Source organism: Klebsiella sp. Q2 (genome assembly GCF_009900705.1).
GTDB lineage: Bacteria > Pseudomonadota > Gammaproteobacteria > Enterobacterales > Enterobacteriaceae > Klebsiella > Klebsiella quasipneumoniae.
In genome coordinates, this window is the sequence record NZ_JAAABE010000001.1 from 1,449,371 (window position 1) to 1,460,856 (window position 11,486).

The following is an 11,486-nucleotide window of genomic DNA, read 5'->3' on the forward strand; positions in this document are numbered from 1 at the left end:
GCCTTACACCGCCCGGTAATACGGCTTATCGCCGAGGATCGTCGCCCGGTGCATGATCCGCCGCTGCGGCAGATAGTCGGCGTTGGCGTAATGCTGCGTCACCCGGTTATCCCAGATAGCGACATCGTTCGGCTGCCAGCGCCAGCGCACCTGAAACTCCGGTTTGGTGATATGGGCAAACAGGAAGCTCAGCAGCGCCGCGCTCTCTTTCTCGGTCACGTCGACAATCCGCGTGGTAAAGCCTTCATTAACGAACAGCGCCTGCTTGCCGGTCACCGGGTGGGTACGCACCACCGGGTGCAGCAGGGGTGGATGCTTCGCCACCGCCTCCTGCCAGCGCCGATGCTCGGCTTCCGTGTGGTTGTACTTATACTCCTGGAACGATTTACGGAAATCGTGTTCCGCATGCAGGCCGCTCAGCAGCTGCCGGAAGGGTTCTGACAGCGCTTCCCAGGCGGCAATGCCGCTGGTCCACAGAGTATCCCCGCCGGTCGCCGGCAGCTCTTTCGCCGCCAGAATGGCGCCGGCGGGCGGCGTGTCGATAAAGGTGACATCGGTATGCCAGTTGTCATTATCCGGCGGATTATCGTTGTGGGTATCGAGGACGATAATCTCTTCCACGCCAGGGGCGTGAGGGTAGACCGGATGAATATGCAGGTCGCCAAACCGCAGCGCCAGGTCGCGCTGTTGCGCCGGGGTGATATTCTGTTCGCGCAGGAATACCACCTGATGACGCAGCACCGCGTGATACAGCTGCTCAAACTGGTTGTCGCTCAGCGGACGGGTTAAATCCGCCCCGGTCACCAGCGCGCCAATATACGGCCCCAGCGGGGTAATGCTCAGACGTTCACTCATTGTACTTCTCCATGCCAGGGCGTCAGGCGGCGCTGCAGCGCGCGCAGCCCCAGTTCCAGTAAAAAGGCGATAATGGCAATGACTGCGATCCCCGCCAGCACCACATCGGTGGCGAGAAACTCGCCGGCGGACTGCACCATAAACCCTAACCCACGGGTGGCGGCGATCAGCTCAGCGGCTACCAGCGTTGACCAGCCCACCCCGAGACCAATGCGCAGCCCGGTGAGGATCTCCGGCAGCGCGCCGGGCAGGATCACCAGCCACAGCACCTGCGCCCGGCTGGCGCCCAGCGAACGGGCGGCGCGAATCCGCACCTGCTGCGCGCTTTTCACCCCCGCCAGCGCCGACATCGCTACCGGGGCGAAAATCGCCAGGTAGATCAGCAGGATCTTTGACGTTTCACCAATGCCAAACCAGATCACCATCAGCGGTAAGTAGGCCAGCGGCGGCACCGGACGATAAAGCTCGATCAGCGGATCGAGGATCCCGCGCACCGTTGAGTTGAGCCCCATGGCGATCCCCACCGGTACGCCGATCAGCACCGCCGCCAGCAGCGCGATAACGATCCGCGTCAGGCTCGCCGCCAGGTGCTGCCAGAGCGTCGCATCCATAAAGCCCTGCGGCCCGGCGATGGTGATAAGCTTCTGCAACACCTGTCCTGGCGGCGGCAGAAACAGCGGGCTAATCAGCTGCAGCGCCGCGACCGCCCACCAGACGGCCAGCAGCACCGCCAGGGTCGCCACGCTGAGGGTAAGCTGACGGGAGAGCGGCCAGCGCCATTTCAGCGTCGTCTGACGCGGTTTGTCGTTCAGTACCACGCTCATGAGAAAGCCTCCCGTTGGTCAAACACCCGGCTCAAAATGTATTCCCGCTGTTCAATAAACCGCGGGTCGGATTTGATGCTGCGGCAGGATTCGCCCGCGACAAAGCGACGGCTGAAATCAAGCGGCAGCCGCTCCACCACCCGTCCCGGCCCCGGCGACAGCAGCACCAGCTCGGTGGCCATAAAGATGGCCTCTTCAATGTCATGAGTGATCAGCAGCACCTGTTTGCCGGTCTCATGCCACAGTTTCAGCAGCAATGTCTGCATCTGCTCGCGGGTAAAGGCGTCAAGCGCGCCGAAGGGCTCATCCAGCAGCAACAGCTGCGGATTCGCCGCCAGCGCCCGGGCGATGCCCACCCGCTGGCGTTGACCGCCGGACAGCTGCCAGATAAAGCGTTTTTCCGCCCCTTCGAGACCCACCTTCTTCAGCATCTGCGCCGCCGCTTGCCGGCGCTGCGCTTTATCCACGCCCGCCAGCTGCAGACCCAGCGCCACGTTATCCTGCACATTGCGCCACGGCAGCAGACCTTCATTCTGGAAGACCACGCCGCGCTCTGCGCCCGGCCCGGTCACCCGCTGACCTTCGAGGGTGATGCTGCCGTGCTGATAGGGCACGAATCCGGCAATCAGGTTCAGCAGGGTAGTTTTACCGCAGCCCGAAGGCCCCAGCACCACCAACAGCTCCCCACTCTCCAGCGTCAGGTTGATATCCGCCAGCGCCGGTTTACCGCCGTAGTCGGCGGAAAGATGCGAGATTTGCAGCATCGCCGCCTCCTTTACTTCACAAAGCGGTCAGTGACGTACTGACGATAATCGGTTCCCGCCGCAGGCACTTTGCCCTGCTCTTTCAGGAAGCGCGCGGTATCCACGATGGCCTGATTGACCGGCCCGTTCAGCGCCTGCGCCTGCTCAGCGGCGGTGAGATAGGTATTGCCCTTCACCAGCCCCGGGACATCGGCTTCCGGCACCCCGCTCAGGCGCGCCAGCTTGCTGATGTTGTCCGGCTGTTTCAGCCATGCCTCCGGGTTGGCGATGTAGGGCTGCTGGGCGTCGATGGCGCTTTTAGCGAACGCTTTGACAATCTCCGGATGCTGCTCGGCGAAGTCCTTACGGACCACCCAGACGTCGAGGGTCGGCGCGCCCCACTCCCCAACCTGCGCGGAATCGGTCAGCACCTTGCCCTCTTTTTCCAGTTCATTAACCGCTGGCGCCCAGACGTAAGCGCCATCGATATCCCCGCGCTGCCAGGCGGCGATAATCGCCGGCGGCTGCAGGTTAATAATCTGCACCTGGCCCGGCTTGATGCCCCAGTGTTTGAGCGCCGACAGCAGGCTATAGTGGGTGGTGGAGATAAACGGCACGGCGATGCGCTTGCCGATCAGATCTTCCGGTTTGGTGATGCTTTTCTTCACCACCAGCGCTTCGGAGTTGCCGAGCTTTGAGGCAAGCAGGAACACTTCAATCGGCACCTGCTGGCTGGCGGCCACCGCCAGCGGGCTGGAGCCGATATTGCCGATCTGCACATCGCCGGAGGCCAGAGCGCGCACCACGCTGGCGCCGCTGTCAAATTTCCGCCAGTCGACGGTCGCCCCGCTGGTTTTGGCGAAGGTGTTGTCCGCCTGGGCGACTTTCGCCGGCTCAGCGGAGGTTTGATACGCCACGGTCACGTTGACCGCCTGCGCCTGGAAGGCGGCGACGGCCAGCGCCGCCAGTAGAGTAATTCGCGATGTGAATGCCATAATGTCTGCTTCCCCTGAGTTGTTATAGGTGCAGTATTTCCGGCATCAGGATGGAGATGAAGTAATTAAAAATTCTGGCTAATAGCGAATCGTTTTTAGAACAAAAGCGGGAAAGGATAGTTGATTTTGAGCGATTGGTTGGTGGCAGATGGTTGGCGCCGGGTGGCGGCTGCGCCTTGCCCGCCCTACGGATCGCGCAAGGTTTAGGCCGGGTAAGCGCAGCGCCACCCGGCAAAAAACTCAGCGCTTCGCGTTAAGCTCAGCAATATCCTTCGGCGTGGTGCGGCAGCAGCCGCCGATCAGCTTCGCCCCGGCCGCCAGCCACTGCGGCAGATAATCCGCCAGGCTGGCGCAGGCTTCGCCATGATGGTGCCAGGTCTTGCTCACCGCATCATAATGCTCGCCGGAGTTAGGATAGACCACCAGCGGCAGCGCCGTCAGGCTGTGCAAATGCGCCAGCGCCGCGGGCGTATTTTCCAGCGCGATACAGTTGATCCCCACCGCCACCACCTGCGGGTTATCCGCCAGGGCGGCCATCACCTCGCGCAGCGGCGTGCCGTCGCTGAGATGTTCGGCGTCGCGCAGCGTGAAAGAGTACCAGGCGCGAGCGCGGGGATACTCCTGCAGCAGGGCCGCCAGGGCCTGGATCTCGGCGAATGACGGCAGGGTTTCACAGGCCAGCAGGTCGGCGCCCGCATCCAGCAGCGCTTCGACGCGCGGGCGGTGGAAGGCCTGGAACTCTGCCGCGCTGCGCTGATAATCGCCGCGATACTCCGAGCCGTCGGCAAGAAACGCGCCATACGGCCCCACCGAACCGGCGACCAGCAGCGTGCCGGCCTGCGGGTTCTCGGCGAGGTACGCCTCGCGCGCTTTGCGCGCCAGCTCGACGCTTTTGCCGATCAGCGCCCGGGACTGCGCGTCATCCAGCCCGCGTGCGGCAAAACCCGCCGGGGTGGCCTGATAGCTGGCGGTGATCGCCACCTGCGCCCCGGCGCGAAAGTAGTCGAGATGCACATCGCGGATCAGCTGCGGGTTCTCCAGCAGCACTTTCGCCGACCACAGGCTGTCAGCCAGATCGCAGCCGCGTGCCTCCAGCTCGGTGGCCATAGCGCCGTCCAGCAGCACGAAAGGCTGGGCGGCAAGCAGGGCGGTAAACGGATTAGTCTGCGACATGTTGGGGCTCCTGAGTCATTTTCCGTGAACGAGTAAGATACCAGGCACCATAGCACAGGGCCACAAAGGGGATCCCGCACCACAGCGCAATTCTCTGGCTCGGGTCAAAAGCAAGGCCCACGCAGGCCACCAGGCACAGCACAAAGCCCAGAATCGGCACCACTGGATACCAGGGGGCGCGATATTGCAGGTCGCTCAGCGCCTTACCCTGCTGCAGATGGCGGCGGCGGAACATAAAGTGCGAGGCGCAGATGCTCAACCACACCGCCACCACCGCAAAACCGGAGATCGCCGACAGCGCCACAAACACCGTGTCGGGCGCCACCACGCTGGAGAACAGCGCCAGCACGCCGCCCAGCATACTCACCGACAGCGCGGTCACCGGCACGCCCCGTTTATTGACTTTGGCAAAGCAGGCCGGCAGCGTCTTCTCGTTCGACAGCGACCAGAGCATCCGCCCGGAAGCGTACAGGCCGGAGTTGGCCGCCGAGAGGATCGCCGTCAGGATCACGAAGTTGAAAATATCCGCCGCGTAAGGGATACCCACCTTTTCAAACACCAGCACGAAGGGGCTTTTCTCCACCCCCGCCTGCTGCATCGGGATCAGCGCCGCCAGCACAAATACGGTGCCGATAAAGAAAATAATCAGCCGGGCGATGGTGGTGCGGATGGCGACCGGAATAACCTTATGCGGGTTTTCCGTCTCCCCGGCGGCAATGCCGATAAGCTCCGTCCCGGAGAAGGCGAAGTTCACCGCCACCATGGTCATCAGGATCGGCAGGCCGCCGTGCGGGAACCAGCCTTCGGCGGTGATATTGCGCAGGCCCGGCGCCGGGGAGCCATCCTGCATCGGAATGATGCCGAAAATGGCCGCGCCGCCGAGAATAATAAACGCGATGATGGTGATCACTTTCACCAGCGAGAACCAGAACTCGCCTTCGGCGAAGAAGCGGGTCGAAATGATGTTAAGACCGAAGATCACCGCGCAGAACACCACGCACCAGATCCAGACCGGCACCTGCGGGAACCAATACTGCATACAGAAGCCGGCGGCGGTAAAGCTCGAACCCAGCGCCACCGTCCACGTCAGCCAGTAGAGCCACGCCACGGTATAGCCCGTCGCCGGGCCAAGGTAACGCGCCGCGTAAACGTGGAAAGCGCCGGTCTCCGGCATCGCTACCGACAGTTCGCCGAGGCACTGCATCACCAGCCAGACCACCAGGGCGCCAATCAGATACGCCAGCAGCGTCCCGGCCGCGCCGGTGGTGGAGATGATATAGCCGGTATTAAAGAACAGGCCGGTGCCAATCACGCCGCCGAGCGACAGCATGATCAGATGACGCGTTTTCATGGTGCGCTTCAGTTGCCCACCTTGTTGTTGTGTTGTGCTTTGCATTTTATTTTCTCACGCCAGCCCGCTTGCCCGGGTCATGATGCGTATAAACGTATAGACATCTAAACATCCAAAAGAAGAAGTGTTATACCGTGCCGCCGCTGAAAAAGCAAAGCCGCTGCACCAGGTCGCGCGCCGACAGCGTGCAGCCTGCCCCATTTTTGCGCAGCGCCGACCGGCGCTCCCCGAACTGGCGCCTCATCGCGACGGACAACGTTCTGGCACTCTCTTTGCAGCCTGTCGTTCAGAACCTTTCTATCTGGCGAGGCAACACGTATGACAGAGCACACCACCACCTTAAAAAGAACGCTCGGCAGTTTTCGTTTATGGGGGATCGCCGTCGGACTGGTGATATCCGGGGAGTACTTCGGCTGGAGCTACGGCTGGTCGCAGGCGGGCACGATGGGGTTTATGGTCGTCGCCCTCGCGGTCGCCGCCATGTACTGCGCCTTTATTTTCAGCTTTACCGAGCTGACCACTGCCATCCCGCACGCTGGCGGCCCTTTCGCCTATGCCTACCGCGCCTTCGGGCCCACCGGCGGCTTTATCGCCGGTTTTGCCACTCTGATTGAATTCGTCTTCGCCCCGCCGGCCATCGCCATGGCCATCGGCGCCTACCTCAACGTGCAGTTTCCGGCGCTGGATCCGAAATGGGTCGCCTGCGGCGCCTACGTGATCTTTATGGCGCTCAATATCCTCGGCGTCGGCATCGCCGCCACCTTCGAGCTGATCGTCACCCTGCTGGCCATCTTCGAGCTGCTGGTGTTTATGGGCGTAGTCGCCCCCGGCTTCTCCTGGAGCCATTTCACCACTAACGGCTGGGCGGGCGCGGAAAGCTTTAGCGGCCTGGCGCTGCCGGGTATGTTCGCCGCCATTCCGTTCGCTATCTGGTTCTTCCTCGCCATTGAGGGGGCTTCCATGGCCGCCGAAGAGGCCAAAGATCCGCAGCGCACCATTCCCCGCGCCCTGGGCGGCGGCATTCTGACGCTGACGGTGCTGGCGATTGGGGTGATGGTCTTCGCCGGCGGCGTCGGCGACTGGCGCGCGCTGTCCAATATTAACGATCCGCTGCCCCAGGCGATGAAGACGGTCGTGGGCAATGGCAGCGGCTGGCTGCATATGCTGGTGTGGCTGGGGCTGTTTGGCCTCGTCGCCTCCTTCCACGGCATCATTATGGGCTACTCGCGGCAGATCTACTCCCTCGCCCGCGCCGGCTATCTGCCCGCCGGTCTGGCCACCCTCAATCGCCGCACCCGCACTCCGCATCTGGCGATCCTCGCCGGCGGCGTGGTGGGCATCGCCGCGATTTTTTCCGACTCGCTGATCACCATCAGCGGCATGCCGCTAACCGCCTGCATCGTCACCATGTCGGTATTTGGGGCTATTGTTATGTATATCACTTCCATGGCGGCGCTGTTCAAACTGCGCCGTAGCGAGCCGAAGCTGATCCGTCCGTTCCGCGCGCCGCTCTACCCGCTGGCGCCGGCCTTTGCCCTCGGCATGGCGGTGCTCTGCCTGGTGGCGATGGTTTGGTATAACCTGCTGCTGGCGCTGATTTTCGCGGCGATGATGCTCGGCGGCTACCTGTGGTTCCGCAAAACCGCAGCGGCCCGTGAACGGGCGCCAGTGGATCCTCAACTGCGAACGGTCTCCTGAGGAGGCGGCATGTATAAAACCACGCTATCGGGCCAGGTATGGCGCTTTGATAGTCTGAAAACGCTGATGGCGAAAGCGTCGCCGGCCCGCTCCGGCGACGCCCTGGCGGGGGTTATCGCCCACTCAGCCGAAGAGCGGATGGCGGCGAAAATGACCCTCGCCGAGGTGCCGCTGACCGACATCCTCGACAATCCGCTTATCCCTTACGAGCAGGACGAAGTGACCCGCCTGATCATCGACACCCACGATGCGCAGGGCTTTGCCGCCCTGCGTCACCTGACGGTCGGCGATTTCCGCGACTGGCTGCTGGACGATGCCACCGATACCGCCACGCTGCAGCGGGTCGCCCGCGCTATCACCCCGGAGATGGCGGCGGCGGTAAGCAAGCTGATGCGCAATCAGGATCTGATCCTCGCCGCCAGCAAATGTCAGGTGGTGACGCGCTTTCGCAACACCATCGGCCTGCCCGGCCACCTCAGCGTGCGCCTGCAGCCCAACCATCCCACCGATGACCTGAAAGGCATTGCCGCCAGTATGCTCGACGGGCTGCTGTACGGCGCCGGGGACGCGGTGATCGGCATCAACCCGGCCAGCGACAGCTTACCGGTGCTGGCGCAGTTGAACGTGATGCTGGACGATATTATCCAGCGCTTCGCCATTCCCACCCAGTCCTGCATTTTGACCCACGTCACCAATACGCTGCAGCTGATTGAGCGCGGCGCGCCGGTGGATCTGGTGTTTCAGTCGGTGGCGGGAACCGAAGCGGCCAACAGCGGCTTCGGCATCAATCTTGCCATGCTGCAGGAGGCCCGCGAAGCGGCCCTCAGCCTCGGTCGCGGTACCCTCGGCAACAATGTGATGTATTTTGAGACCGGGCAGGGGAGCTGCCTGTCGGCCAACGCCCACCACGGCGTCGACCAACAGACCTGCGAGGCGCGGGCCTACGCCGTCGCCCGCCACTTTGAACCGCTGCTGGTCAATACGGTGGTCGGCTTTATCGGTCCGGAGTATCTCTACGACGGCAAGCAGATTATTCGCGCCGGGCTGGAAGATCACTTCTGCGGCAAGCTGATGGGCCTGCCGATCGGCTGCGACGTCTGCTATACCAACCACGCGGAAGCGGATCAGGATGATATGGACACCCTGCTGACCCTGCTGTGCGCCGCCGGGCTCACCTTCCTGATCGGCGTGCCCGGAGCGGACGATATCATGCTCAATTACCAGAGCACCTCGTTCCATGACGCGCTGTACGCCCGTCGTCTGCTGGGCTTAAAGCATGCCCCGGAGTTCGCCGACTGGCTGGCGAAGATGCAGATTATCGATCCGCACGGCGCGCTGCGGCTCACCGACGCCCGTCATCCGCTGCTGTCCGTCCTGCCGCAAGGAGCCTCCGTATGAACCGTCCCGACGCCTGGAACCCGCTGCGTGAATTTACCGATGCGCGGATTGCCCTGGGGCGCAGCGGCGCCAGCCTGCCGACCCGCGAAGTCCTCAACTTTGGTCTGGCCCACGCCAGAGCGCGGGATGCTATTCATCAGCCGTTCGCCAGCCAGCAGCTGGTGGCGCCGCTGGCGGCGCTCGGCCTCGACGCTCTGACGGTGCACAGCGCCGCGCCGGACCGTCACACCTATCTGCGGCGTCCGGATCTCGGAAGGCAGCTTGCCGACGAAAGCCGCGCCGACCTCGCCGCCAGCGGCGTCCGCCCCGCCGACCTGCTGCTGGTGATCGGCGACGGCCTCTCTTCATGGGCGGTAGAGCGCCAGGCGGTGCCGTTGATCCGCGCCCTGCTGCCCTACCTGCAGACGCTGGGTATCGGCCTGGCGCCGGTGGTGCTGGCCCATCAGTCACGGGTGGCGCTGGGGGATGATATTGGCGAAACCCTGAAAGCCCGCGCGGTGGCGATCCTGATTGGCGAACGACCGGGTCTCTCCTCGCCGGACAGCCTCGGCGTCTACCTCACCTGGCAGCCGCATTGGCAGCGGCTGGAGTCGGAGCGCAACTGTATCTCCAATATTCGCCCGGAAGGACTGAGCCATGACGCCGCCGCCTTTAAACTGGCCTGGCTGCTGGAGCAGGCTTTTTTACGACGGCTTACCGGCGTGCGCCTGAAAGATGAAAGCGATAATCCGGCGCTGCATGGGAAAATAAAACCGTTGCCCCCTTTAAAATAATAAGTCACGTGAGCCGAAGAATAGATTGTTAATATTACCGGGCGCACCTGAATATTATATTCGGGTGCACGCTGAAATTTCCCGGCGGCGCTTCGCTTGCGCGGGCGGACGAAAACCGTTTAACCGGTATATTGCGTGTTTTCAGGCCGGGGAAGGCACCTGTCGCCCCCCGGCAAAATGCGTTCACCGTATCAAAAACCGTGTGGTCGCCAGCCTTATGCCCTTGCCTGCAGGTAATAAGAATATTGCATGAGTAAAAACGAAACGGACGTTGTAAGGTAATTCAGCGCATTAAAAATACCCGTCATACTTCAAGTTGCATGTGCGTTGGCTGTCAGTCACTTACTTCTGTAAGCGCCTGGGGATTCGCTCACTTGCCGCCTTCATGCGACTCGAATTATTTAGGGTATATATCTCGTTATCTATTCAACATAACAGCCAATAATTCGCCGGACACGCTGGCTAATTATTTCTCAATGTTATGCAGTCATTGATGGTTAAAGATAAATAATCGACCGACGGAGAAATACCCATGAAATCGTTTTCCGGGAAAGCGTCTTTAATGGCCACGCTGGTTGCCGCGCTGGTCGGCGCCAGCAGCGCGCAGGCAGCGGAAATTAAAATCGGGGTGGTATTACCCCTGAGCGGCGCCCTCAGCGGCTATGGCCAGCCGTCGCAGAAAGGTCTGGACATTATTCAGGCCATCACCCCGACGTTAAAAAATGGCGATACCATCAAGCTTATCGTTATCGATGATAAAAGCGACAAAGTCGAAGCGGCCAACGCCATGCAGCGCCTGGTCTCCAGCGATAAAGTGGATGCCGTTATCGGGGAAGTCACCTCCTCCAACACCCTGGCGATGACCAAGATCGCCGATGACAGCAAAACGCCGCTGGTCTCCTCCACCGCCACCAACGACCGGGTCACCCGCAACCATCCCTACGTCAGCCGGGTCTGCTTCTCGGACAGCTTCCAGGGGGTGGTCGGGGCCAATCTGGCCTCCCGCGATCTGAAAGCCAAAACCGCCGCCATCGTGTTTGACAGCAGCAACGATTACTCCGTCGGCCTGGCGAAAGCGTTCCGCACCCAGTTCCTGAAAAACGGCGGCACCATTCCCATCGAGGTCCAGGCCCCGGGCGGCAGCAAGGACTTTAAAGCCCAGCTGGCGAGCGTCAAGGCGAAGAATGTCGACATGATTTATATGCCGATCTACTACACCGAAGGGGCGCTGATTGCCGTGCAGTCTAAACAGCTGGGGCTCAACAAACCGGTGGTGGGCGGCGATGGTCTGGCCGCGGATCAGGTCTTCTTCGATGTCGGTAAAGACGCGGTCAACGGCTATATGACCACCGATTATTACTCGCCGAACGCCAAAGAGCAGACCCCGGCGGGGGAAACCTTCATCAAAGCCTGGGAAGCCAAATACCAGCAGCCGACCCATACCTGGGGCGCAATGGCGGCGGATGCCTATAACGTCATCGTCAACGCCATGAACCAGTGCAGCGATCCCCACGATCGGGTCTGCGTAAATGAAAAAATCCGCGCCACCAAAGATTTCCAGGGCGTGACCGGCACGCTGACCTTACAGAACGGCGATGCCATTCGCAGCGCGGTCATCAACGAAGTGAAAGATGGCAAGCTGGCGTTTCGTACCGTGGTTAACCCTTAAGTTGTGA

At 61.8% G+C, this 11,486-nt stretch carries 11 protein-coding genes and 1 pseudogene; 4 read left to right on the plus strand and 8 right to left on the minus strand.

The window, feature by feature from the left end; all coding sequences use genetic code 11:
• Positions 1 to 3: 3 nt before the first annotated feature.
• The 7 genes from tauD to GT756_RS25800 form a co-directional block, all read right to left on the minus strand.
• Positions 4 to 855: a taurine dioxygenase gene (gene tauD, locus GT756_RS07065; RefSeq protein ID WP_160124629.1), complete on the minus strand. Its 852-nt coding sequence runs from the start codon at positions 853 to 855 to the stop codon at positions 4 to 6.
• Positions 852 to 1,679 carry a taurine ABC transporter permease TauC gene (tauC, locus tag GT756_RS07070; protein ID WP_008805332.1) on the minus strand — a complete coding sequence of 276 codons (828 nt, stop codon included), beginning with the start codon at positions 1,677 to 1,679 and terminating at the stop codon, positions 852 to 854. The genes tauD and tauC overlap by 4 nt, the downstream gene beginning before the upstream one ends.
• Positions 1,676 to 2,443 (minus strand): taurine ABC transporter ATP-binding subunit, encoded by a 768-nt coding sequence (tauB, locus tag GT756_RS07075; RefSeq protein WP_004178719.1) that lies wholly within the window; start codon positions 2,441 to 2,443, stop codon positions 1,676 to 1,678. Before tauB ends, tauC begins: the two co-directional genes overlap by 4 nt.
• Before the next feature lie 11 nt (positions 2,444 to 2,454).
• Positions 2,455 to 3,417 carry a taurine ABC transporter substrate-binding protein gene (tauA, locus tag GT756_RS07080; RefSeq protein WP_004204897.1) on the minus strand — a complete coding sequence of 321 codons (963 nt, stop codon included), beginning with the start codon at positions 3,415 to 3,417 and terminating at the stop codon, positions 2,455 to 2,457.
• Between the two features lie 240 nt (positions 3,418 to 3,657).
• A complete protein-coding gene (gene mmuM, locus GT756_RS07085; RefSeq protein WP_017898951.1) occupies positions 3,658 to 4,590 on the minus strand; it encodes a homocysteine S-methyltransferase in 933 nt (310 codons plus the stop codon).
• A complete protein-coding gene (gene mmuP / locus GT756_RS07090; RefSeq protein ID WP_004204899.1) occupies positions 4,577 to 5,986 on the minus strand; it encodes an S-methylmethionine permease in 1,410 nt (469 codons plus the stop codon). The genes mmuM and mmuP overlap by 14 nt, the downstream gene beginning before the upstream one ends.
• 82 nt (positions 5,987 to 6,068) lie before the next feature.
• On the minus strand, positions 6,069 to 6,197 hold the full coding sequence (locus GT756_RS25800) for a hypothetical protein (protein WP_162489163.1): 129 nt from the start codon (positions 6,195 to 6,197) through the stop codon (positions 6,069 to 6,071).
• A 62-nt stretch (positions 6,198 to 6,259) separates the two neighbouring features.
• Between GT756_RS25800 and eat the strand changes: the two genes are divergently transcribed.
• Genes eat through eutC form a run of 3 tightly spaced genes read left to right on the plus strand, consistent with a single transcriptional unit; the run spans position 6,260 to position 9,810 of the window.
• Positions 6,260 to 7,639, plus strand: a complete 1,380-nt coding sequence (gene eat, locus GT756_RS07095; protein ID WP_064177997.1) for an ethanolamine permease — start codon at positions 6,260 to 6,262, stop codon at positions 7,637 to 7,639.
• A gap of 9 nt (positions 7,640 to 7,648) precedes the next feature.
• Positions 7,649 to 9,037, plus strand: a complete 1,389-nt coding sequence (locus tag GT756_RS07100) for an ethanolamine ammonia-lyase subunit EutB (protein WP_004204902.1) — start codon at positions 7,649 to 7,651, stop codon at positions 9,035 to 9,037.
• Positions 9,034 to 9,810 (plus strand): ethanolamine ammonia-lyase subunit EutC, encoded by a 777-nt coding sequence (eutC, locus tag GT756_RS07105; protein WP_160124630.1) that lies wholly within the window; start codon positions 9,034 to 9,036, stop codon positions 9,808 to 9,810. Before GT756_RS07100 ends, eutC begins: the two co-directional genes overlap by 4 nt.
• 465 nt (positions 9,811 to 10,275) lie before the next feature.
• Here the strand turns inward: eutC and GT756_RS25805 are convergent.
• A pseudogene (locus tag GT756_RS25805) lies at positions 10,276 to 10,380 on the minus strand (hypothetical protein); the annotation flags it as partial.
• On the opposite strand from GT756_RS25805, the gene GT756_RS07110 reads away from it, so the two are divergent.
• Positions 10,373 to 11,479 (plus strand): ABC transporter substrate-binding protein, encoded by a 1,107-nt coding sequence (locus GT756_RS07110; RefSeq protein WP_004147267.1) that lies wholly within the window; start codon positions 10,373 to 10,375, stop codon positions 11,477 to 11,479. The pseudogene GT756_RS25805 and the gene GT756_RS07110 overlap by 8 nt on opposite strands.
• The last annotated feature ends 7 nt before the right edge of the window (positions 11,480 to 11,486 follow it).

Coding starts and splice junctions, on each gene's coding strand:
- mmuM (WP_017898951.1), bottom strand. CDS start 4,590: ATGTCGCAGACTAATCCGTTTACCGCCCTGCTTGCCGCCCAGCCTTTC.
- GT756_RS07110 (WP_004147267.1), top strand. CDS start 10,373: ATGGCCACGCTGGTTGCCGCGCTGGTCGGCGCCAGCAGCGCGCAGGCA.
- tauD (WP_160124629.1), bottom strand. CDS start 855: ATGAGTGAACGTCTGAGCATTACCCCGCTGGGGCCGTATATTGGCGCG.
- eutC (WP_160124630.1), top strand. CDS start 9,034: ATGAACCGTCCCGACGCCTGGAACCCGCTGCGTGAATTTACCGATGCG.
- tauC (WP_008805332.1), bottom strand. CDS start 1,679: ATGAGCGTGGTACTGAACGACAAACCGCGTCAGACGACGCTGAAATGG.
- GT756_RS07100 (WP_004204902.1), top strand. CDS start 7,649: ATGTATAAAACCACGCTATCGGGCCAGGTATGGCGCTTTGATAGTCTG.
- eat (WP_064177997.1), top strand. CDS start 6,260: ATGACAGAGCACACCACCACCTTAAAAAGAACGCTCGGCAGTTTTCGT.
- tauB (WP_004178719.1), bottom strand. CDS start 2,443: ATGCTGCAAATCTCGCATCTTTCCGCCGACTACGGCGGTAAACCGGCG.
- mmuP (WP_004204899.1), bottom strand. CDS start 5,986: ATGCAAAGCACAACACAACAACAAGGTGGGCAACTGAAGCGCACCATG.
- tauA (WP_004204897.1), bottom strand. CDS start 3,417: ATGGCATTCACATCGCGAATTACTCTACTGGCGGCGCTGGCCGTCGCC.